Consider the following 22,413-nt stretch of genomic DNA (forward strand, 5'->3'; position numbering starts at 1 on the left):
GGTTTTGCGCCCGGCACTGCGTCAATTCCTCTGAGGATTACCGGTGTCGCGACTGCGGCAACACGTAAGGAATATGCGCCGCCGGCACCCGCCCGACGGCACCGGCAATGCCATAGACCGAAGCGATGATATTGTCGTTGACCGTCTCGTGGCAGGCGCCCTCCGCCACCACCCGGCCACGATTGAGCACGACGAGATGATCGGCGAATTCCGCCGCAAGGTTGAGGTCGTGCAGGATGGCGAGAACCATGCCGCCGGCGGAGGCGAAGTCGCGGGCCGTCTCCAGCACCGAGATCTGGTGGCCGAGATCGAGGCTCGCCGTCGGCTCGTCGAGGAAGAGCGCCCGCGGCACGCCGTCGACCACCGGCTGCGGCACCTGCGCCAATGCGCGGGCAAACTGGACACGCTGCTGCTCGCCGCCGGACATGGATGGATAGGGCCGGCTTTCGAAACCGCGCAAGCCGACACGTGCAAGCGCCTTGCGGGCCTCTTCGGTCGGGTTGAGCGCCCCCTGCGCCACCGCGCCCATGCGGGCGATTTCGAGCGCCGAGAAGGGAAAGGCCAGCTGCGTCGCCTGCGGCAGCACCGCCCGGCGTCTGGCAAGATCGACCGGCTGGCAGAGATCGACATTCGTGCCGTAATAGGAAACGAGACCGCTATCCGGCTTCATCTCGCCCGACAGCACCTTCATCAGCGTCGACTTGCCGGCGCCGTTTGGCCCGATCACCACGGTGAACTGGCCCGCTTCAAGCCTGATATCGACACTGTCGATCAGCTTTCGTCCGGCCCGCACGACGCTCACATTGTCGGCGACGATCATCGTCTGGGTCATCGCCCCGGTCATCATTGCGCTCATGGCAGATCCCTTGCTCCGATACCGTTCTTGCCGATCAGCAGGAAGAGGAAGACCGGCGCCCCGAACAGCGCCGTGACGACGCCGATCGGCAATTCCGCAGGCGCTGCCACCGTGCGCGCCACACTGTCGGCGATCAGAAGCAGTGCCCCGCCACCAAGCGCCGAACCGGGCAGCAGGAAGCGGTGCGACGGCCCCATGGCGATCCTCAGAAGATGCGGCACGACGATGCCGACGAAGCCGATCGAGCCCGCGACCGCAACCGTCGAGCCGCAGGCCGCAGCGACCGCGATGATGACGATGCGCTTCAGCCGCTGCACCGGAATGCCCATATGGAAGGCCGCCGCATCGCCGAGCACCAGAGCATCGAGCCCGCGCGCGACGAAGGGAATGATCGCAAGCACCACCGCGATGAAGGGCAGGATCGACAGCACCCGCCCATAGGTCGCACCACCGAGCGAACCGAGGCTCCAGAAGGTGATATCGCGCAACTGCCGGTCATCAACCGTGGTGATCAGCAGACCCATCAGCGCCCCCGTCAATGCACCTATGGCAATGCCGCACAGGATCAGCGCCGTCGTCGACGTCCGCCCGTCACGGGTGGCGATCATGTAGAGAAGCCATGTATTGATCAGCCCGCCGAAAAACGCCATCAGCGGCAGAAACTGGCCGCCGAGCAGCATGGCGAGCGGAGCCAGAGCCGCATTGCCCCAGGCGATGGCAAGGACTGCGAAAAGCCCGGCACCGGACGTTACCCCGACAATGCCGGGATCGGCCAGCGGATTGCGGAACAGGCCCTGCATCATCGCACCCGATACGGCAAGCCCTGCCCCGACCAGAAGCCCGAGCGCCGTGCGCGGCAGGCGAACCGCCTCGAGAATGACCCGTTCCTGCGTCGTCAGCCGGTCGCCGTGTCCGGTCAGATAGTCCCACAGGTCGAAAAGCCCGACACCGGTCGGCCCGGCATGCAGGGAGATCAGACAGGCGGCCACAAGCAGGAGCGCAAGCAGGACGAGCACGATGACGCTCTGCCCGGTCCGGTCTCCCTCACGCGCTCTGATGAGCGGCATGGCGAGAGCCCGCAACATCAGTGGATCGCGTCCGGATAGAGCTTGGCTGCAAGCGCACGGGCCGCTTCCGGCGTGCGCGGGCCAAAGCCCAGAAGCAGGAGACCATCCATCGAGATCAGCGTCTTGTTGGCCGCAGCCGGGGTCGCCTGCATGGACGGAAGCGAGAACATCTGCTCCGGCGAAATGGCGTGCTCGCCGGCCTGCATGGTCAATACGGCATCGGGAGCGGCGGCAATCACCGCCTCGTCCGACATCGGCTTGTAACCGGTGACGGTCGGCGCCGCGTTGACGCCGCCGGCAAGCTCTATGATCGCGCCGGCTTCGGTATCAGCGCCCCCAGCTATCAGCCGGCCATTGGCAACCGACAGCACGAACAAAACCTTCTTCTTGTCGCCGGGGATTTTCGCCACATCGGCCTCGATCGCCTTCAGGCCATCGTCGGTCTTCTTGGCAAGCGCGTCGGCCTTGTCGGCAAGACCAACGGCGGCGCCGACGTCACGGATCTTCTGGCCGATCTTGTCGGCCTTCGGCGGCGTCGGAATGATGACGACCGGCACTTCGCTGGCCTTCAGGATATCCAGGACCTGCGGCGGGCCGGAGCCTTCCTCCATCAGGATCAGGTCCGGCTTCTGCGAGAGAACGCCCTCGGCGGAGAGCTGGCGCATATAGCCGACATTCGGCTTCGAATTGGCTTGCTCCGGATAGAAGCTCGTCGTGTCGCGCGCCACGATGCGGTCCTGCGCGCCGAGATCGTAGAGGATTTCGGTGATCGTGCCGCCGATGGAAACGATCCGCTTGGCTTCGGGATTGCCCCTGTCGGCAGCCGATGCACCACCGGCAACCAGAGACGCACCGACCACAACGACGGTGAAAATTTGCCGGAACCCGAACGAGGAAATCATGATGATCCATCCTTTTCGCCGCCGCGGCCCGAAAAGGACGGCAAGGAGGGCGGCGCTGCAAAACCTTATAACTTGAGTTGACTACGCAAGTTTTTTTGGCTTTTCAAGGGGAGAGGCCGCAGATATCTTGAGCCTAAAGTGAAACTTAAAGTGAGGATTTTGATCCATGTATATCGCAATGAACCGTTTCCGCGTCGTGCCGGGCTTTGAAGAGGCTTTTGAAGCCATCTGGAACGGCCGCAAGGGCCGGCTGGCGGAGCTTCCGGGCTATGTCGAGTTTCACATGCTGAAAGGTCCGAAGGCTGAGGATCACACGCTCTATGCATCCCACACCGTCTGGGAAAGCTTCGAGCACTTCCAGGCCTGGACCAAGTCGGAACAGTTCCGCGCCGCCCATGCCAGTGCCGGCGAGAACCGCGGCAAGGTCGAATATCTGTCCGGCCCGCAGTTCGAAGGCTTCGAGGTCATCATCCACGAAGACAAGAATGGCGCACGTCCCGCCGATGCGGCCTGAGGTCTCTTGATGAACGCAGTGTCCGAAATCACGCCTGAACCGGCTGCCGGCCGCCGCGACCGCGCGCTTGCGGCACTTGCCGAAAAGCTCGATGGCATCGTCGAATCGATCGCCGCTTCTGCCGACGTGACACCCGCCGAAATTCTCGAAATCCTGCCTGAGGGTTCGGCCGTCATCGCATCGAAGGAAAGCTTCCTCGATATCTGGAACGAACTCACCACCTGGGGCATCGTCCTCTTCCTCGTCCACACCGAAGACGTGGTGGCTGAGATCGACGGCAGCCTTCCCGTCGGTTCGGAAAGCCATGGCTGGTTCAACATCCACGGCGACAGCCCGATCGGGGGCCACATCAAGAAGGACAATTGCGCCTCGGTGACCTTCGTCGACCGCGCCTTCCACGGCCGCCGTTCCTGTTCCATTTGGTTCATGAACGCCAAGGGCGCACCGATGTTCAAGATCTTCGTCAAGCGCGACGAGGCCCGTGAGCTTCTGCCCGAACAGCTGGCGAAGTTCGAAGCTCTGCGCGCCCGCTACGCATAAGACATACCGACAAGAAAAACGAAAAAGGCGGGCGCCTGCCGTAGCGCCCGCCTTTCCGGCCATTGGCCTCGGGATGTCCGGGTTCGGACCGGAAACATTTTCGACAAGTTAATGGTGAGCCACGTGTTCCGGCTTGCCCTTGTGCTTGGTCGAGGCGAAATCTTCGAGTTGGCTTTCGCTCATCGACTTTTCCATCTCCTTCGAAGCGCCCTTGAGGTCGCTCTTCTTCGCTTCGCCGCGCTTGGCGGCCAATGCGGCACCCGCCGCCTTCTGCTGTGCCTTCGACTTTGCCGGCATGTCTGCCTCCATCGTGATATCTAGGCTTTCCAACCTCCCAACGACGATTTTCGTTCCATTCGACAAGCGCGGAACCTCTGCATCGGCCAAGGGTTTTCCCCGTGAAGCCTGCGGAACCGTCGCGGGCACCGATCTGGCAGAAGAGGAAAAGGCCATGAATGCCGCAGACAATAAGAACAGCAGTGCCGAGGATCTGGAGCAGGAACAGCTCGACACCACCAATCCGGAAGCCCTGAAAGAGGCCGTCCGCCTCGGCAAGGATGACAATTATCTGGTCAAGAGCGATCTCGAAGATGCCGACCAGCGCGAGGGCGAAGACCAGCCCGACGGCCGCCCGAGCCCGCTGGCGAATGCCGACAATCCCGAGGCCGACTGAAGCCTCGACGGAACTTCTTGAACCTCTCGCGTGTTGCTTCTCGACTGGGAGAAATGGAGACACGCCATGGACGCCGACACGATACCGACGACGAAGTCGGAGCCGACGGCCGGGATAGAAGCCGCCGGCAACGAGATGAGGGGCCGAGACAGCAATGGCCCCGACAGTGAACGCGGCAGCCATCCCCTGCACCTGATGCCGGGGATGGAGGTGAAGGCAGCCCCGACGCTTGCCGATGCAGACGCCGAAGCCTTCGTCTCCGAAGCGCTGGAGGATCTTGTCGCCTGCCACATTCCCTTTCTGCTGGCCGGCACATTCGCCATCAGCGCCTATACCGGCATCAGCCGCCCGACCAAGGATCTCGACATCTTCTGCAAGGCCGGCGACTACACCCGCATCCTCGCCCATTTCAAGGAGAAGGGCTACGAGATCGAGGTGGAGGACGACCGCTGGCTCGGCAAGATCCGTAAGGGCCGCCACTTCATCGACGTCATCTTCGCCGCCTCCAACGGCACGATGCCGATCAGCGACAGCTGGTTCGAAAACGCCCGCCAGATCGAGATGAACGGCCACAAGGTGCGCATCATCGCGCCGACCGAACTGATCTGGTCGAAATGCTTCGTCCAGCTCCGCCATCGCTATGACGGCGGTGATATCGTCCACATGATCCTGCGCGCCCATGACGAGATCGATTGGCAGCGGCTGCTGAACCATATGGAAGTGCACTGGGAAGTGCTGTTGATCCATCTTCTCAACTTCCGCTGGATCTACCCGACCGAGCGCGACAAGGTGCCGGACTGGCTGCTCGATGAACTGCTTGACCGCCTGAAGGCGCAGCGTGAACTGCCCTTGCCGCAGATGAAGATCTGCCGCGGCCGCATGTTCAGCCGTGTCGATTTCGAGATCGACGTCAAGGAATGGGGCTTTGCCGATGTCGGCGGCGAAGGCGACCTGCGCGACGGCATCGACGAGGAAACGCGACAAGGAGGCCAATAATGGCGAAGGCACCCGAAAGGAAGCAGGATGCCGGTTCGGCATCCAGGACAAACGGCAGCCCCGACGGTCAAAAGGATGCCAGGCAGCGCATCGCTGCCGTCGGCGACCTGCATGTGAAGGAGCACGGTTCGGCATCCTACAAGGAGCTTTTCACCGAGATCTCCCAGGCCGCCGACATTCTCGTCCTGACCGGCGACCTCACCGATCTCGGCAAGCCCACCGAGGCGGAATTGCTCGCGGCGGATCTGCGCTCCTGCTCCATTCCGATCGTCGGCGTGCTCGGCAATCATGACTATGAATGCGGCCATGTCGACGAGGTGAGAGCCATCGTCAAGGATGCCGGCGTGCATCTGCTCGAAGGTTCGGCGATCGAGATCAACGGCATCGGCTTTGCCGGGGTGAAGGGCTTTGCCGGTGGTTTCGGCCGCTATATGCTCGGCTCCTTCGGCGAGCCGGCCATCAAGGCGATGGTGGCCGAAAGCGTCGAGGAAACGATGCGGCTCGAAAACGCGCTGAGGCAGGTCAAATCCGAACGCGCCATGGTGGTGCTGCACTACGCCCCCATCCAGCAAACCGTGGAAGGCGAGCCACCGGAAATCTTTCCCTTCCTCGGCTCCTCCCGGCTGGCCGAGACGATCGACCGCTTTCCGGTGAAAGCCGTCGTCCACGGCCACGCCCATCGGGGTACCTACGAAGGCCGAACCCCCGGCGGCGCCCCGGTCTACAACGTCGCCTCCCACATCGAGAAGCCGACGGGAAAGGCCTATGCGCTCTTGGAGATGTGAGCAGTGGTGATATCGATTTTCGTCTCTGTAGATGAGAGACAAGTGGTTGATTAAAAAAGCCCCCTCCCAAACCCTCCCCACAAGGGGGAGGGCTTAACCCGGCATCACCGCCGACACTTTCTATTGCCGATCGAGGCAGGAGGCCGCCACGAATCCTCTCCCCCCTTGTGGGGGAGATGGCCGGCAGGCCAGAGGGGGAATCGCAAAGGATGGCAGGCAGCCATCAGGCAAACGACGCCCGCGACGAAAACCTTCCGCCCCATCCCATGCCCATGGAACTCCCAGCCCTTTCGCCCGTTTGCCGCTCTCTTTCACCAGTGGAGGACCGGATTGCATGACGGACGTTGAGGCCGCCGAGGAGTTTCGCGTTTTCCCCAAAACCTGGGGAGCGGAATATGTTGCTGTCGGTGAAGTGCGCTTTCGCCTCTGGGCACCGGGACAGGAGACCGTCACGCTGCGCCTGAACGGCGACGATACCGAGATGAGCGCGGCTCGCGACGGCTGGTTCGAACTCTTGGCAACCGGCGTCTCCGCCGGTGCCGAATACAATTACGTCCTCGAAAACGGAATGACCGTCCCCGACCCCGCATCGCGGGCGCAAAAAGACGGCGTCAACGGCCCCTCCCTCGTCATCGACCCCACCAGCTATGACTGGCAGGACACAAGCTGGAAAGGCCGCCCCTGGGAAGAGGCGGTCATCTACGAACTGCATTTCGGCACATTCACCCGGGAAGGCACGTTTCGTGCCGCTATCGACAGGCTAGACTATCTTGCCGATCTCGGCATCACCATGATCGAGGTCATGCCGCTTGCCCAGTTCGGCGGCGAACATGGCTGGGGCTATGACGGCGTACTGCTCTATGCGCCGCATTCGGCCTATGGCCCGCCGGAGGATTTCAAGGCCTTTGTCGATGCCGCCCATCATCACGGCATCTCCGTCGTGCTCGATATCGTGCTCAACCATTTCGGCCCCGAGGGCAATTACCTGCCGCTTCTGGCACCGGATTTCTTCCACAAGGAGCGGATGACGCCCTGGGGCGCCGGCATTGCCTATGATGCCGATGCCGCCCGCGCCTATATGGCGGAAGCCCCTCTTTATTGGCTGGAGGAATTCCATCTCGATGGCCTGCGCTTCGATGCGATCGACCAGATCGAGGATGTGTCGGACACCCATATGCTGGTCGAGATCGCCGAGCGCATCCGTGCCGAGATCACCGACCGGCCGATCCACCTCACGACCGAAGACTGCCGCAACGTCACCTTCCTTCACCCCCGCACCGAAGACGGGTCCGCACCGCTGTTTACCGGCGAATGGAACGACGATTTCCACAATGCCGTCCATGTGTTCCTGACCGGCGAGACCCATGCCTATTATAAGGATTTCGCCGAAAGCCCGGAAAAGCTCGTCGCCCGCTGTTTGGCGGAAGGCTTTGCCTATCAGGGCGAGGTATCACCGCAATCGGGCCAGAAGCGCGGCGTCGACAGCAAAGGCCAGCCGCCCACAGCCTTTGTCGACTTCATCCAGAACCACGACCAGACCGGCAACAGAGCCCAGGGCGAGCGGCTGATTGTGCTTGCCGGAGACGCCCGCACGAAAGTGTTTCTCGCCACCCTGCTTCTCTCGCCGCATATCCCGCTGATCTTCATGGGCGAGGACTATGGCGAGACGAACCCCTTCCTGTTCTTCACCGATTTTCACGGCGATCTGGCGAAGGCCGTGCGCGAGGGCCGGGCACGGGAGTTCGAAGGCCATGCCGGGCACGGAGAAAAAGTGCCCGACCCGAATGCGAAAAAGACCTTCGAGGCTTCCAAACTCGACTGGAAAAAGCTCGACACGCCTCAGGGCCGCGACTGGTTCGATTTCACCTCCGAACTGCTCAAGCTGCGGCGGGAGATGATCGTCCCGCTTCTGCCAACGGCTGCCGGCGGCACCGGCAAAGTCATCGAAACCGGCCACGGCTTCCTCGCCGTCTCCTGGGATTTTCCGAAAGGCAGATACGCAATCGCCCTCAATATCGGCGATGCCGCACGGCCGCTGCCGAAACTGCCCGGCAAGCCGGTCTACGCCTATCCGAAGAGAGACCACCCCGAACGGGTGACGGACCTTGCCCCCCATTCCATCCTCGTCAGCTTCGAGAAGGTGTGAGCCGCCCTGATGATCCCGACCGCGACCTACCGCATCCAGTTCCGCAACGGCATGACCTTCGACCGCGCGGCAGCGCTCGTGCCCTACCTGAAACGGCTCGGCATCAGCCATCTCTATGCTTCGCCGGTCTTCACCGCCACGACCGGCTCCACGCATGGCTATGACGTCACCGACGCCAGCGGGATCGATCCGGCAATCGGCGGCCGCGAAGGTTTTGACCGGATGGCAGCCGCCCTCAAGATGGAAGGCCTCGGCCTGATCCTCGATATCGTGCCGAACCACATGGCCGCATCGCTGGAAAACCCGTGGTGGCGCGATGTGGTGGAACATGGGCATAAGAGCCGCTACACCCGCCATTTCGATATCGACTGGTCACGCCGCCTCACCCTGCCCTTTCTCGGCGATACGTTCGAAGCAGTCCTCGAGGCGGGCGATATCTCGGTGAAGCCCGATCCGAAGACCGGCAAGCCGTCGCTCGCCTATTATGACAGCTTCTATCCGCTCGATCCCGACACCTATGTCGGCAGTGAGGAAGAGGTGCTGCAGATCAACGACAAGGCCGCAGTCGCCGACCTGCACGACGCACAGCCCTATCGCCTGATGTCCTGGCGGGATGCGCCGCGCGATCTCTCCTATCGCCGCTTCTTCGAGATCACCGGCCTTGCCGGCATCCGCGTCGAGGATGATCACGTCTTCGACGACACCCACCGCCTCATCCTCGACCTCGTCCGCTCCGGCGCAGTCGACGGGTTGCGCGTCGACCATGTCGACGGTCTTGCGGACCCGAAGGCCTATCTGGAACGGCTGCGAAAGGAAGCAGGTCCGGATTGCTACATCACGGTGGAAAAGATCCTCGGCGACGAAGAGGACATTTCGCCGGACTGGCCGATCTCCGGCACGACCGGTTACGAATTTATCGCAGACTTGAGCGACGCGCTTGTCGATGCCGACCAGCTGGGCGAGCTGCAGGCCGCCTATGCAGGCGTGGCTGGCGCCGCACCGGACATGCCTACGGAACTACGCGCCGCCAAATTGCTGATGGCCGACAATAACTTCGCCGGTGAACTTGCCACGCTCGTCAAGCTTGCTGAATCGATACATGAAGAGATGCGCGGCGATGCAGCCGCCCTCTCGCAGACAGCCATCCGGGCCGGCCTGCGCGAACTGCTCGCAGCCTTCCCCGTCTATCGAACCTATGGCACCCCGGCCGGCATGCCGCCCGAGGGCCGGCAATTGCTGCAAAGGGTCGTCGAGCATGTGAGGCGCAACCAGTCCGCTGCCGACCTCTCAGCTCTGCCCCTGCTTGTCACGGTCCTGAATGGCGACGTGCCGGGACAGCTCGCCGAAAAAGCCTCGACCTTCCGCACCCGCTTCCAGCAACTGACCGGCCCGCTGATGGCAAAGTCGGTCGAGGATACGCTGTTCTTCCGCCACCATGCGCTGCTTGCCTTGAACGAAGTCGGTGCCGAGCCCCTGCCGCGTGAATTTTCGCTCCAACGGTTTCACGACCGGATGGCCGCGCGCCAAAGGCTGCAGCCACAGGCACTGTCCGGGACCTCCACTCACGATACGAAACGCGGCGAGGATGCCCGCGCCCGGCTCTATGCGCTGAGCGAGGCGCCGCAGGTCTTTGCCGATGCCGTGGCCCGCTGGCGGGAAATGAACGCCGGGGCCGTGCAGCAGCTCGACGATGGCCCGGCGCCCGAACCGGCTGTCGAATGGATGCTCTATCAGGCGCTCGCCGGTGCCTGGCCGCCAGAGATGGCGGCCGATGATGCCGAAGAACTGGCGGCGCTCGATGCGCGTTTTCAGCCCTATGTCGAAAAGGCGCTTCGGGAGGCAAAGCTGCGCACCAACTGGAGCGACGGCAATGCCGGCTACGAGGAAGCGGTGAAGCTCTACGCCCATCGCCTTCTTTCGCTCGACAACGAGGCATTTCTCGGCGATTTCGCCGCCACCATCCGGCCCTTCATCCGCGCCGGCAGCGTCAATAGCCTGACCCAGACCCTGGTCAAGCTCTTGAGCCCCGGCGTGCCCGATATCTATCAGGGCAGCGAGACGAGCGACCTGTCGCTCGTCGATCCCGATAACCGCCGCGAACCGGATTTCGATGCGCTGATGCAGCAATTGCCGGAAACCACCTCGCCGCTGAATTCCGCTGACGAGGAGGAGTGGCTAAGCGGGCGCCTCAAGCAGCACGTCATCGCCCGTCTGCTGCAGTTGCGGAAGGATCGCCCCGAACTCTTTTCCAGGGGCACCTACCTTCCCCTTTCAGCCACCGGCAAGAGAGCGCGCAATATCTTAGCCTTTGCCCGACAGTATAAGGATGAGGCCGTCATCCTCATTGCCCCGCGTCTCGTGCTTGAGGCACTGGCCAACCTTGCCAATGCAAGCGCCGCCGCCTGGGCCGAAACCGCAGTACCGCTCGAAGCGCCCCTGTCGGGCAGACGCTACCGGGATATTTTCACCGGCCGCATATTCGATTTCAACGATCAGGTCGCCGTCAACTGGGCCTTTGCCGAACATCCTTTCGCAGTCCTCGTCGCGGAGTAAGATTGTGCCCGCCCCTGCGAATCCCGCCAAAAAACACGCCCCTGAAACGACGAAACCGCCCGACCTCACGGTCAGGCGGTTTTCTTCTGCTGCCGCATCTTGTTTCCCGGTTTTATCGAATGCCGAGGAATGACAGGATGGCGAGCACGATCACGACGGCTCCGACGAGCCAGACAATGCTGTTCATGATGCTCTCCTGAAAATGTCTTGATGAATGGGGTTTGTAGAGGCTTCGCTCAGGCAAAACCGACAAGGTTGAGAACCGCGATGACGATCACGACTGCTCCAACCAACCAAATGATGCTGTTCATGACGTTCTCCTTTCGATGTCGCAAAAGTGAACGATCACGCCCCAAAAAGGTTCCCATGTTGCATCGCGCAACAGCAGCCGAAGCCACTGTTGGACAGGAGTATTGTCGAAGAAATGTCTACAGCCTGTCGCGCCTGAGGCCCGAGCCGCGGTCGAGCTTGCCCTGCTCCGCCTTGTAGAAGAACTGGCTCGCGACAAGCCACCCTTTCAGCGGCCTCAAGGGAAGGATGCAGGTCAACAGCAGGAACGGCAGCGATGTCAGAAGATGCACCCAGAAGGGCGGCTGGTAGAAGGTTTCGATCCACACAGCCAGCGCCACGCTCGGCACGCAGGCAAAGCAGATGACGAAGAAGGCCGGGCCATCGGCCGGATCGGCAAAGCCGTAGTCAAGTCCGCAGACTTCGCAGGCCGGCCTGACTGTCAGAAAGCCCTCGAAAAGATGCCCCCGCCCGCAGCGCGGGCAGTGGCCTCGAAGGCCGGTACGACAAGGCGAAAGTGTCGGCCATTGCGCATCATGTCCCATGGGTCCGGCTTCCTCTCGATGTGATCGAGATTGGCGTAACTCCGAACATTAGCATTCATCAAGGCACCAAGTTGTAGCGCGTCAATCTGCCTCTCCGAAAAGCTGCAAACCATCAAGCTGCTGCAACCGTTCCGTAGATCAGTCCCAGAGCGGCTCGGGAATGACGTGCCGTTCGATGATCTTCAGGCTCCTGTCCGGCAAGATGACATAGGTTTCCTGCAATTGCTCGCCCCATTGATTGTAGAAATTATGGGTGAACGTGCTGCCGATCGGCGACTTAGTCAGCTTGGTGCGCGGCTGGCCGCCATAGGTGATGCTGCCCGGAATGGGATTGAGCCCGGCACTGTTCAGGCCGCCGGTGGTGCAGCCCGCCAGTGCGACCGCCACGACAAGCAGGGCGACTGCCTTCTTCATGATCTGATCCTCGATAGGGAACCCATGCGCCGGCCCTTCATCGTCTAAGCCGGATGACATCGACAGATAGGGCATGGCCGATAATTCTGCTACCCTTGACGCAGATATCGGGTAATTCTTTGTCACCCGCCAAACCTGAAAATCATTCAAGGAAATCCTCGTGAGCAGACCCGTTTCCGGCATGTCGATCGCCGAATTGTCGATGTTGATCCACTCTGGCGTGATGAGCCCCGTCGAGATCGCTGAAGCCGTCTTCGACGCGATCGAAACCCATGCCGACAAGGCGATCTTCGTCTCCCTGCTGAAGGATCGCGCCATGGCCGAGGCGCAGGCCGCCGCAAAGCGCGTCAGCGAGGGCCGCTCATTCGGCTGGCTGGACGGCGTGCCGATCGCCTGGAAGGATCTCTTCGACATCGAGGGCATGGCCACCACCGCCGGTTCGACCGTCCTCGCCAGCCAACCCATCGCCACCAGGGATGCCGCCGTCGTCGATTTGGTCCGCCAGGCCGGCATGGTCGCCATCGGCCGCACCAACATGAGCGAATTCGCCTTTTCCGGCATCGGCATCAATCCGCATTACGGCACGCCCCGTAACCCGAAAAGCACCGATGTTCCGCGCATCACCGGCGGCTCGTCCTCCGGTTCTGCTGCAGCGGTTGCCGCCGGCCTCGTCCCCGTCGCGATCGGCACCGATACCGGCGGCTCGATCCGCATTCCGGCAGCGCTGAACGGCATCGTCGGCTACAAGGCAAGCCGCGGCCGCTATTCGATGGATGGCGTCTTCCCGCTGGCACAGAGCCTTGATTGCCTCGGCCCGCTCTGCCGCAGCGTTCAGGATGCGATCTGGGTCGATGCCGCCATGCGCGGCGCCACAAGACCGGACGTGACGCGCGGCACCGACAGCGTGCTTGATCTCGTCGTGCCGGAAAACGCCGTCTTCGACGGCGCCGAGCAAGGTGTCGTGGCGGCCTTCGAGGCAGCCCTCTCGCGGCTGGAAAAGCAGGGCGCGCGCGTCAGCCGCATCCGCATCCCCGCCTTCGAGGCGATTGCCGAACTGATGAAGGCCCGTGGCGCCCTGGTGACGGCCGAAGCCTTCGCCCTGCACCGCGAACGCCTGACCGGCCCCGTTGCCGATGAGATCGACCCGCGCGTCGTCGCCCGCATCCGTCTCGGCGGCAACATTTCCATGGCCGACTATATCGACATCCTCGAAATCCGCCGCCGCCTGACGAAGGAAACCGAAGACCTGCTCGCCGGCCGCCTCGTCGCATTGCCGTCCGTCGCCCATGTCGCTCCACCGAGCGAGCCGCTGCTGAAGGACGACGATCTGTTCTTCGCCACCAATGGCAAGACCCTGCGCAACACCGGCTTCGGCAATTTCCTCGACTGGTGCGGCGTCTCCATCCCCTGCGGCAGCGGCGATGCCGGCATGCCGGTCGGCTTCCTCCTGTCCGGAGCAGCCGGCGAGGACGAAAAGCTTCTCTCAGCCGCATTGCGCTACGAAGAGGTCATCCGCGGCTGATCCCGAGCCGATCCATCTGCCTCCGTAAATCGCGGCTCCTCGCTGCTTTGCCTCACCTTGATGTCCTGCGCTGTCTTGCGCAGGACATCAACACCCGGCATTCTCGGCCATGGCGAATTCATCGCCTGGATGAATGCGCGTTGACGAGCCAGAAGCAATATTCCTCCGACGGCACGAAGATCGGCATCCTGGACGACCAGGGTACGGAAACGGTCATTTCCTTCGACGAGTTCTGCTCCCGCCTTGGCGTCGACGGCTGGGTGCGGCTGCACGGCAGCGATTACAGCGGCCTTGCGGCGCTCGCGACCGAGCTCGTCCACTTCAATCTGGGCGTCACCGACAATGCGGTCGGCAGGCGCTATGCGATGGTCGAGATCCTGCGGCCGGGCAAACGCCTCGCCGACGGCGGCGAGCAGCTTCCGGTCGTCGATATCAGCCGTTACCGGCTCGCAGATTGCATAGAGGTCATCCAGCACCTTCCGCTTGACGACATCACCGCCGAGCAGCTCCGGCACTCCCTGCCCTCGATCCGATCGAAGGCGGAAGTCCGCAAGGCCCTGATCGCCCGCTATCGCCCGATGCTGCCGAAAGCAAGCGAGGACGACCTTTTGGCCCACGGCATAGCACTCAGCCGCTTCAGCTTTATCTGATGGATGAGGAGAGCCTAACGCGAAAATGTCGACGCAAGCCCAATGAACAAGCAAAACCATCGGAAATAAGGTGGAGAAATTTGGTAGCGGGGGACCGCTCCAGTTACTATCACCTACTGGAAACAGGCCAGTTTGTGGACTCGGATCGTGGCAGATCAAGCTCAAGCGGGTTCTGGCTGAGGCCCTGCCGTCCGTATCCCCCCGCCCGCTGCGAACGGCAGCCCTGAGGCATCAAAGAAAAGTTCTAGCTGCCTGGCTGGAAGTGTTGGCTCAAGTGCATGAAGCCGCGCGGCCGCCGGGGACGTATCGGGGGAAAAGGGCAGAGCTATGAGCGAGAATGACGCAATGAGGTGTTAAATTTCACCTACCGTCAACAAAAGCTTTACCGTCACGCGTTAGCCTATAAAATGCTGACGCGAGGCTTAACATGAAATACGCGATGAGACCGGACGAAATGCGAGTGATCATCCGGCCAGCAGATGCGCCGGATGATAGTTCGCGCCTCATTCAGGCTAGCGTTTTCGCGAAAATGTTCAATTCGGTGTTCTCCGCGATCAAGGCGGCAAACAAAGATGCGACCGAAAAAAAGTCCCGAAGCGAATTCTTTATATCTCATTTAAAAATGGGGTCGAACGAGTTTGGCATCCTCGAACACAAACGCACGTCAGGCGATACTCCGTCGCCTTCGATCGACTTGTTTAAACGCTGCGCCACTAGCGTCATCAGGAATGAGTTCGATAGAGTTGACCAGTTTCCAGAGGTTGCAAAAGGCCTTGTCCGCATTGGCGACAAGCTGAATCCAAACTACGCAATTCTTGCGCAGTTCGCGGACATGGAATTACCAATTGATGGTTTTTTCGCCAAGCAAACTCAACGCTACAAGCAGCACCGCAAAGAGCGGCTCGCTCCTCCCTACTTTGCTGGGAATGCGATCGGCTCTTTCGAGGGTGTGATTGGCAATATAGATTATCGAGGTGCCGCATGGACTGGCCATATCGTATTGCCAGGCGGCGCGGGTGTGCAGATCGAGTGTGTCTTCGACAAAACCAAAGGCGAAGACAGCTTTAATCCGTTCGGCAACAAGCGGGTATCAGTGACGGGCAGAGCAATTTACACCGGCGAAAGCCAACTCCCTGAACGGATTGAAGTGATAACCATTCAGGAGATACATTCTGCTAAGTCATACTTGAGCATCCAAGGGTCGCTCACAGGTAAGCAATATCTCGACTGGGATGCATCACTTGAAAACCTGCAGTAGTACGAATCTCTTCTTCGACACGAATGTCCTTTTGAGCCACGCGAATTCCGACGCAGGAAGCGCGGCGCCTGACATAGAGAAGATTCTTGAGGAAGCCTATGCAGGCAAGAGATCGCTCTGGGTTAGCAGCATAATTTTCGCAGAGTTGCGCCCCTCCCTATTCGTCGCTGGCAAGTTCGAAAGTGTGACAAAGCTTGCGTCGTATATTCGGTCGATCGCAACAGTCGTGTCTCCGGATCCCGATATGATGCTGAGGGCCGGGAGACTGCGTGATCAGCGATGGAACAGATCGGGAAGGACCGCGGAAGAAAAGTACCGGACTATGTCTCTTGGTGACGCGTTGCACATTGTTTCAGCGCTTTGGGTGAAAGAAGCGACAAATGTTCCAGATCTTCAGTTTCTCACTTTCGATGATGGTAAATCAAGATCAGACGAGGGTAAGTCGCTTTCATTACTTAGGCTGGAGGAATACACTGATGGGATATCAAATCATCCGGACGTCATTGCCTCAGCCGCCCTCTATCGCACCAGGCCCATACTAAGCCAGACAGCCATGTTTTGACGGCCCTCCCACACACACGGCCCGCTTCGGCGGGCTTTTCTCACAATTGGCAAGTGATAGATTAATTGTTCAATTGCGACGAGGGGGTGAGCATGCCAGATGGTGATAGCTTCATAGGCAAGGCAATATTGGCTGCACTAGGGATTGCGCTGGCAGCCCTGGTAACCTGGATCACGAATACCTTCGTCAAATCCAAACAAGAACAAGCCGATCGGACGAGAATGACGAGCGTGCTGCTCGGCGAGTTGATGAATATCCATAATCACTACTACTACTCACGGGCAGAAATACCACAATTCGCAAAAAGCGCAGATGACGTTCTACAACTAAAGTTTTCCAAATACGGGCCAATGGCTTTTGTTGGAAAAGATCTGGCCCAGTTAGGCTTTTTGAGTAATGATGACATTACTCAGATCATGCAGATAAATCTGATTATCCGAAATACAGACACCGCAATTGACGCGCTTATTGAAATGAGCACGCATAACGATGGCGTAGATACCAGCAAACTGTGGGATCGCATGGGTTACGTGATCGAGACAACACAAAGTGTTGTCGCTCGGATTTTCCACGCCAATAAGAATATCCGATACTTAATCCCTGACGAATTTATTAAATAGCCCCTCTTTCCGCCAGCGTGAAATTGCAGGCCGCTTCGGTGGGTTTTTTTGTGCCTTGTGAATTTGCAACTTGTTGCACGGCCCCAACATATGGGCCGTGCATCGCGTTTACGCTTAGACGGTCTCGGGATCTGCGAGCCTATCCATATAGGTCATGCCGTCGGCCCCAGGCACTAGCGCTTCGAGCGAGATAGTTTTGAACTGATCGAACTCCCGATTGTAGGCCCGGAGGAATTGGGCGGCCTCCTTGTCGATGTTCTCGACGAAAAGCGTGCCTTCCATGACAGCCAGCGACATGGCCCCAGAAGCGGACCCGGCACGACAATTTCCGCAAGCGCGCCAACACACGGAAGGCTACCGACGATGCCAAGGTGGAAATCAGCAAAGTCATTTGGATGATGGTGAAGGATCTCGTCGCCGAGGAGGAAGGGACCTCTTCGGGTCGACCGCGATAAAAATCAGGCGATCCTCGATTCGGTCGACGAACCGGAAAACGTGATCGAGCTGCAGCCGAATGCAGTGAGGCGGTTTCGCGAGAACGTCAACGGCCTAGCGAAGATACTTTCGGGAGGGGGAGAGGTTTCGCCGGGAGTTGCTATTCCTTTCCGGCAGATGGTTACCGCGGTCGTTGTCGAGCCGCGCGCCGCATATGAAACCTATCAGATTGGGATCAAGGGCTTTTTATCTGGTCTCATCAGTGGAGACAAACATTCAGTGAGAAATTTGGTAGCGGGGGGCGGAATTGAACCGCCGACCTCAGGGTTATGAATCCTGCGCTCTCACCAACTGAGCTACCCAGCCACGCCCGACGAAGCTGCTTTGAAAGCGTCTGCCTCGCGGAATGAGCGGCTTATAAAGGCAGGCCGCGAACCTTGTCAAGCACATGACAGGAGAAAAACAGGGGAGTTTCAAACCTGTTTTCTGGCACGTTCGGCGCCGCCTGACGATACGGCAAGACGCACGTCAGGATACACGCATGCCTGCCGTCGCCACCGCGACATCAGGGATCGGGGCAGAGCAAAAGTCCGTTATGTTCAGGCGGCAACCGGCTGAGCCAGCAACTGGCGAAGCGAGGCTTCCGCCGCCTCGGCCCGCTCGGAGCGCTCGATGAAGCCGCCGCCATAGACGCGTGCATCCGGCCCCGGTGCCGAATAGAGCACGCAGGCCTGGCCGGGTGCGACACCAGCCTCGCCGATCGAAAGATCGACATAGATGCCGCGTTCATCGACATGCAGGGTCGCCGGTGTCGGCGGCCGCGTCGAGCGCACCTTGGCAAAGCAGGCAAAGCCTTGGCCCGCATCCTGTTCGAGCGACGAATCGCCGAGCCAGTTCATGTCGCGCAGATAGACCCGGTGCGTATCGAGCGCTTCCTTCGGCCCGACGATCACCCGGCGCGAGCGCGCATCGAGATAGACGACGTAAAGCGGTTCGCCGGTTGCCACGCCGAGCCCCTTGCGCTGGCCGATGGTGAAATGGACGATCCCGTCATGGCGGCCGAGTACGCGGCCGTCCATATGGACGATATCGCCGGCGAGCGCCGCATTCGGCTTCACCTTGTTGATGATGTCGGCATATTTGCCGGCCGGCACGAAGCAGATGTCCTGGCTGTCGGCCTTCTTGGCGACGATCAGGTCCATGTCTTCGGCAAGCACCCGCACATCGGCCTTCGACATGCCGCCGAGCGGAAAGCGCAGATAATCGATCTGCTCCTGCGTCGTGGCAAACAGGAACCAGCTCTGGTCGCGGTCGCTGTCGATTGGGCGATAGAGCGCCCGGCGGCTCGGATTGTCCGACGTCGGGTTGGCGGAAGAGCGGATATAGTGACCGGTCGCCAAGGCGTCGGCTCCGAGTTCGCGCGCGGTTGCCAGGAGATCGGCAAACTTGACCGTCTGGTTGCAGGCAACGCAGGGAACAGGCGTCTCGCCCATCGCATAGGCTTCGGCAAACGGATTGATCACCGTCTCGCGAAAACGCTTTTCGTAGTCGAGGACATAATGCGGGATGCCGAGCGTTTCGCAAACGCGGCGCGCATCGTCGATATCCTGCCCGGCACAGCAGGAGCCCGCGCGGTGGACGGCAGCACCGTGGTCGTAGAGCTGCAGCGTGATGCCCAGCACGTCATAGCCCTGCCGTTTCAAAAGCCCGGCCACGACGGACGAATCCACCCCACCCGACATGGCGACAACCACGCGCGTATCTTCCGGCTTCTTGTCAAAATCCAGCGTATTCACGGGACAACTCTCGCAGCAATCTCTTGTGCCTTGCCGATCACCGGTGGCACTTCGCGCCCGAGGCGGGTTCGTCCGCCTGCCGGGCAATGTTGCTCGGATATAGAAACTATTCGTCCGACGTGCAAGCAGCGCAACCGAAACAGCGACCGGGGCGCGTTTCGCCCGCTATTTCGACGGCCTGTTCATGTCCCACACGACCCAGCGGAAGAAGAGGTAGATACAATAGAAAAAGAACAGAAGGGGAAGCAGATGCTGCAGTTGCGTCATAATAAAGTCCGAACGTCACCCGCCCATGGCGGGTGACGCGGCTTACGCAATGCTGCCGCCAAAATCGAGGCGGAAGATAATCAACTATCAGTTATCCTGTGAATGAAGCATCACGATTGCAGCGCTGCATGCTGGGCGGCGGAGTGCGCTGCGGCCATGTCGGCCCGGTCCAACTGCCGGTCGGTGCGCACCTTCGGCAGCGCCTGCGGATAATCGCGCTGGATGAATTCCACCAGCTTTTCGCGCATCTCGCAGCGAATGTCGAAAACCTTCGGCGCGCTGCTGGCCGAGACGAGAATGCGGATTTCCATCACGCTCTCGCGGAAATCCGTCACCTGCACATTGACCACCCGCTTGTCCCAGAGCTTCGACGCAGCGGCGATCTCCTCCACCTTGGAGCGCAAGGCGGAAACGGGCACCGTATAGTCCAGATAGATCATCACCGTACCGATCAGTGCCGAGCTTTCGCGGGTCCAGTTCTGGAACGGGTTCTCGATGAAATAGGACAGCGGCAGGATCATCCGCCGCCAGTCCCACAGCTTCACCACCACATAGGTGGAGGTGATCTCCTCGACATTGCCCCACTCCCCCTCGACGATCAGCGCATCGTCGATGCGGATCGGCTGGGTGATGGCAAGCTGAATGCCGGCAAACAGGTTCTTCAGCATCGGCTGTAGTGCCAAGCCCAGCACGATACCTGCGACACCGGCCGATGCCAGCACGCTGACCCCGTATTGCTGCACCGCCGGAAAGGTCATCAACATCGCCGCAACAGTAAGAATGACGATCATGAAGCCCGCGATGCGCTCGGCTATCCGCGACTGGGTGACGTGGGTGCGCGCAAGCAGGTTGTCTTCCGCATCGAGCTTGAACCGTCTCAGATAGACCGTCGTCCAGATATGCAGAACGGTCTTCGTCGCCCAGCCGACAAGGATGATGAAGGCGAGGAGCAGGATATGGCGGAAAAGCTCGGCGGGCCCAGGAGCGAGCGGCGCAAGCGTGACGGCGAGCGACAGCGTGAAGGTGAGAATACCGAGCCGGAGCGGCCGCTTGCCTCTTGAAACGAGCGATCGCCAGAACAGATCCTTGTTCTCGACCACGCGGGTAAAAAGGCGGAATGCGAACCGATGCACCATGAGCCCGATCAGGATGGCTGCGGCCAGCACGGCAAGACTGACCACCCAGTTCGGCAGCCAATCGGTATATTGGCGGAATTCGGCGATGAAAGCGTTCATCGCATCGCAGTTAGGGTGCAATGCAGCATCGGAAAGGCCGGTCGCAAAAATATCATCTTTGTCCGCCTTCATGCCGCAATTGGGTGAGGAGAAAATCATGAACGAGCGATCCGAGGTTTTCGATCTCACGCGTTTCGTCGAGGCACAGGCGGAGATCTACAATCAGGTGATCGCCGAACTGCGCGACGGGGAGAAGCGAAGCCATTGGATGTGGTATATTTTCCCACAGTTCACCGGGCTCGGCGCCTCGGCCATGTCGCAGCGTTTTGCCATCAACTCGCGGGCCGAAGCCGTCGCCTATCTTGAACACCCGCTGCTTGGCTGGCGGCTTGGCGAATGCACGGCGGCCATGCTGTCCCACGAAGGTCGCAAGCCAGGCGAAATTCTCGGTTCTCCTGACGACATGAAATTCAAGAGCTCGATGACCCTGTTCCACATGGTCAGCGAAAAGGGCTCGCCTTTCGAGCGAGCCCTTCATGTCTTCTACAAAGGGGAGCACGACGAACGAACCGTCGCGCTCCTGAGGCTTTAAGCCGCCGACTGGATGGCGGAAAGCTGCCAGTCATTGGCCGGCCTGCGCACGAAGGTCCATACTTCGACCGTCTCCGTCTCATGGTTCGGATCGCCGTCGACGACCTTGCCATTGTTGCGGTCGCGCAGGAAATCGATCGACGAATAGCGCATCGCCACCGTCGCATATTCCTGGCCGTTCTCGCGCCATGCTTCCGACAGGTCGCCCTGCAGCAGCTTGACGTCCTTCACCTCGTTCTTGACGCCATTGGTGGCGTTCTCACCGAGTTCCTCGGCGAGATAGGACATCGCTTCCGGCGTGGTGAGGCTGCGCAGCTTGGCATAGTCCTCGTCCGCATAGGCGCCCTGGATCTCCGTCAGCAGCTTTTCGAACTGGCTGAGATCGCGGTTGGTGATGCCGATCTCGTCGGTATCCGGACCTGCCTGACGCGGGGCAGCCTGATAGCCGCCGCCGAAGCCGGCCGAAGAGGCCCCGCCACCGCCGATCTTGGGGATCTGGAAACCACCCTGCCCCGGCTGCTGCGACTGGTAGGCATTGTTCTGCGGCTGATTGTAGTCATCCGCACCATAGCCGCGTGCATTGCCGGCCGGACCTGCGGCCTGCTGCTGGCGGCGGGCGAAGAACCGCAGCGCCAGCATGGCCAGACCGGCGATCAGCGCGATCTGCAACAGCATGCCCATGAAGCCGGCCATGCCGCCGAAGCCCGTGCCCATCAGCATGCCGAACAGGCCGCCAAGGGCCAGACCGCCGAGAAGGCCACCGAACATCCCGCCGAACATGCCCGGACGGCGCGGCTGCGCGGCCTGTCCCATGCCGTTCGAAGGTGTGGTTGCGTTCTGCTGGGTATTCGGCGTCATCGAACGATTGATACCGCCGGCGGCGCCCGGTGCCGTATTGGTGGTCGGCGGAGCGGAAAATGTGCGCGTGCCGCGGCTGCCGAAGCTCGAACCGCCGCTCGCGCGACGTGCTTCCGCCATATCGACGGCAGTTAGCGAAACCGCCATCCCGACCGCAAGGATCGCGAAGAGTTTCTGGAAACGCCGAAGCTTGGATAACATCAATTTCTCCTCTGGCCGCCCGATGCGGTCCGTGACCCTGATATGGGGAATGCCGGACGAAATTTTAGAGGCTCCGCCAATTTTTCCCGCTTTAGTAGTTACAGAACTTGATCACGGGAGCCAATCTATACATTTACAACCATTAGATGTTTTTCAACGAGTCCCGATCACAAAAACGGGAGCGGAACGGAAAAGGGCC

23 protein-coding genes and 1 tRNA gene are annotated in these 22,413 nt (G+C 60.6%); 13 read left to right on the plus strand and 11 right to left on the minus strand.

What is annotated here, in order from left to right; genetic code table 11:
• Positions 1-37: 37 nt before the first annotated feature.
• Genes NCHU2750_RS13335 through NCHU2750_RS13345 form a run of 3 tightly spaced genes read right to left on the minus strand, consistent with a single transcriptional unit; the run spans position 38 to position 2,825 of the window.
• Positions 38-820 (minus strand): heme ABC transporter ATP-binding protein, encoded by a 783-nt coding sequence (locus NCHU2750_RS13335; RefSeq protein ID WP_119943332.1) that lies wholly within the window; start codon positions 818-820, stop codon positions 38-40.
• 32 nt (positions 821-852) lie between these two features.
• Complete coding sequence (locus NCHU2750_RS13340) at positions 853-1,923, minus strand: FecCD family ABC transporter permease (protein WP_245480244.1); 1,071 nt, start codon at positions 1,921-1,923, stop codon at positions 853-855.
• Positions 1,924-1,940: 17 nt separating this feature from the next.
• Positions 1,941-2,825, minus strand: a complete 885-nt coding sequence (locus NCHU2750_RS13345) for a heme/hemin ABC transporter substrate-binding protein (RefSeq protein ID WP_119940943.1) — start codon at positions 2,823-2,825, stop codon at positions 1,941-1,943.
• A 166-nt stretch (positions 2,826-2,991) separates the two neighbouring features.
• Between NCHU2750_RS13345 and hmuQ the strand changes: the two genes are divergently transcribed.
• Together hmuQ and hutX are read left to right on the plus strand one after the other, a co-directional pair.
• Positions 2,992-3,339: a heme-degrading protein HmuQ gene (gene hmuQ, locus NCHU2750_RS13350; RefSeq protein ID WP_119940944.1), complete on the plus strand. Its 348-nt coding sequence runs from the start codon at positions 2,992-2,994 to the stop codon at positions 3,337-3,339.
• Positions 3,340-3,348: 9 nt separating this feature from the next.
• A complete protein-coding gene (gene hutX / locus NCHU2750_RS13355; RefSeq protein ID WP_119940945.1) occupies positions 3,349-3,879 on the plus strand; it encodes a heme utilization cystosolic carrier protein HutX in 531 nt (176 codons plus the stop codon).
• Positions 3,880-3,987: 108 nt separating this feature from the next.
• On the opposite strand, the gene NCHU2750_RS13360 is transcribed toward hutX, so the two are convergent.
• On the minus strand, positions 3,988-4,176 hold the full coding sequence (locus NCHU2750_RS13360) for a DUF3008 family protein (protein WP_119940946.1): 189 nt from the start codon (positions 4,174-4,176) through the stop codon (positions 3,988-3,990).
• Between NCHU2750_RS13360 and NCHU2750_RS13365 the strand changes: the two genes are divergently transcribed.
• The 5 genes from NCHU2750_RS13365 (at position 4,175) to treY (ending at position 11,032) form a co-directional block, all read left to right on the plus strand.
• Positions 4,175-4,552, plus strand: a complete 378-nt coding sequence (locus NCHU2750_RS13365; RefSeq protein WP_119940947.1) for a hypothetical protein — start codon at positions 4,175-4,177, stop codon at positions 4,550-4,552. The genes NCHU2750_RS13360 and NCHU2750_RS13365 overlap by 2 nt on opposite strands.
• A gap of 204 nt (positions 4,553-4,756) precedes the next feature.
• On the plus strand, positions 4,757-5,548 hold the full coding sequence (locus NCHU2750_RS13370) for a nucleotidyltransferase family protein (RefSeq protein ID WP_119943335.1): 792 nt from the start codon (positions 4,757-4,759) through the stop codon (positions 5,546-5,548).
• On the plus strand, positions 5,548-6,333 hold the full coding sequence (locus tag NCHU2750_RS13375) for a metallophosphoesterase family protein (RefSeq protein ID WP_119940948.1): 786 nt from the start codon (positions 5,548-5,550) through the stop codon (positions 6,331-6,333). The genes NCHU2750_RS13370 and NCHU2750_RS13375 overlap by 1 nt, the downstream gene beginning before the upstream one ends.
• A 334-nt stretch (positions 6,334-6,667) precedes the next feature.
• Positions 6,668-8,479, plus strand: coding sequence for a malto-oligosyltrehalose trehalohydrolase (gene treZ / locus NCHU2750_RS13380; protein ID WP_119940949.1), 1,812 nt, complete (start codon positions 6,668-6,670; stop codon positions 8,477-8,479).
• 6 nt (positions 8,480-8,485) lie between these two features.
• On the plus strand, positions 8,486-11,032 hold the full coding sequence (gene treY / locus NCHU2750_RS13385; protein ID WP_119940950.1) for a malto-oligosyltrehalose synthase: 2,547 nt from the start codon (positions 8,486-8,488) through the stop codon (positions 11,030-11,032).
• 428 nt (positions 11,033-11,460) lie between these two features.
• Here the strand turns inward: treY and NCHU2750_RS13390 are convergent, their stop codons facing one another.
• Entirely contained in the window at positions 11,461-11,865 is a 405-nt protein-coding gene (locus NCHU2750_RS13390; protein ID WP_119940951.1) for a DUF983 domain-containing protein, read from the minus strand.
• 138 nt (positions 11,866-12,003) lie between these two features.
• Positions 12,004-12,279, minus strand: a complete 276-nt coding sequence (locus NCHU2750_RS13395; protein WP_119943337.1) for a hypothetical protein — start codon at positions 12,277-12,279, stop codon at positions 12,004-12,006.
• Positions 12,280-12,460: 181 nt separating this feature from the next.
• Here NCHU2750_RS13395 and NCHU2750_RS13400 point away from each other — a divergent pair, with 181 nt between their 5' ends.
• The 5 genes from NCHU2750_RS13400 (at position 12,461) to NCHU2750_RS13425 (ending at position 16,891) form a co-directional block, all read left to right on the plus strand.
• Complete coding sequence (locus tag NCHU2750_RS13400; RefSeq protein WP_119940952.1) at positions 12,461-13,801, plus strand: amidase; 1,341 nt, start codon at positions 12,461-12,463, stop codon at positions 13,799-13,801.
• A gap of 140 nt (positions 13,802-13,941) precedes the next feature.
• Positions 13,942-14,451, plus strand: coding sequence for a hypothetical protein (locus tag NCHU2750_RS13405; protein ID WP_119940953.1), 510 nt, complete (start codon positions 13,942-13,944; stop codon positions 14,449-14,451).
• A 427-nt stretch (positions 14,452-14,878) separates the two neighbouring features.
• Positions 14,879-15,709, plus strand: a complete 831-nt coding sequence (locus NCHU2750_RS13415) for a hypothetical protein (RefSeq protein ID WP_162939617.1) — start codon at positions 14,879-14,881, stop codon at positions 15,707-15,709.
• Complete coding sequence (locus tag NCHU2750_RS13420; protein ID WP_162939618.1) at positions 15,693-16,271, plus strand: type II toxin-antitoxin system VapC family toxin; 579 nt, start codon at positions 15,693-15,695, stop codon at positions 16,269-16,271. Before NCHU2750_RS13415 ends, NCHU2750_RS13420 begins: the two co-directional genes overlap by 17 nt.
• Before the next feature lie 92 nt (positions 16,272-16,363).
• On the plus strand, positions 16,364-16,891 hold the full coding sequence (locus tag NCHU2750_RS13425) for a hypothetical protein (RefSeq protein WP_162939619.1): 528 nt from the start codon (positions 16,364-16,366) through the stop codon (positions 16,889-16,891).
• 114 nt (positions 16,892-17,005) lie between these two features.
• Here the strand turns inward: NCHU2750_RS13425 and NCHU2750_RS13430 are convergent, their stop codons facing one another.
• From NCHU2750_RS13430 to NCHU2750_RS13445, 4 genes are all read right to left on the minus strand, one after another.
• The gene (locus NCHU2750_RS13430) at positions 17,006-17,188 is read right to left on the minus strand and encodes a hypothetical protein (protein WP_119940958.1); all 183 of its coding nucleotides are present in this window, start codon (positions 17,186-17,188) and stop codon (positions 17,006-17,008) included.
• A gap of 427 nt (positions 17,189-17,615) precedes the next feature.
• A tRNA-Met gene (locus NCHU2750_RS13435) sits at positions 17,616-17,692 on the minus strand.
• 233 nt (positions 17,693-17,925) lie between these two features.
• Positions 17,926-19,122 carry a tRNA 2-thiouridine(34) synthase MnmA gene (gene mnmA, locus NCHU2750_RS13440; protein ID WP_119940959.1) on the minus strand — a complete coding sequence of 399 codons (1,197 nt, stop codon included), beginning with the start codon at positions 19,120-19,122 and terminating at the stop codon, positions 17,926-17,928.
• A gap of 377 nt (positions 19,123-19,499) precedes the next feature.
• Entirely contained in the window at positions 19,500-20,624 is a 1,125-nt protein-coding gene (locus tag NCHU2750_RS13445) for a mechanosensitive ion channel family protein (RefSeq protein ID WP_119943339.1), read from the minus strand.
• Between the two features lie 97 nt (positions 20,625-20,721).
• On the opposite strand from NCHU2750_RS13445, the gene NCHU2750_RS13450 reads away from it, so the two are divergent.
• Positions 20,722-21,156 carry a DUF1810 domain-containing protein gene (locus NCHU2750_RS13450; RefSeq protein ID WP_119940960.1) on the plus strand — a complete coding sequence of 145 codons (435 nt, stop codon included), beginning with the start codon at positions 20,722-20,724 and terminating at the stop codon, positions 21,154-21,156.
• On the opposite strand, the gene NCHU2750_RS13455 is transcribed toward NCHU2750_RS13450, so the two are convergent.
• Positions 21,153-22,214 (minus strand): Tim44 domain-containing protein, encoded by a 1,062-nt coding sequence (locus NCHU2750_RS13455; RefSeq protein WP_119940961.1) that lies wholly within the window; start codon positions 22,212-22,214, stop codon positions 21,153-21,155. The genes NCHU2750_RS13450 and NCHU2750_RS13455 overlap by 4 nt on opposite strands.
• Positions 22,215-22,413 lie beyond the last annotated feature (199 nt).

It is taken from the genome of Neorhizobium sp. NCHU2750 (assembly GCF_003597675.1).
Classification (GTDB): domain Bacteria; phylum Pseudomonadota; class Alphaproteobacteria; order Rhizobiales; family Rhizobiaceae; genus Neorhizobium.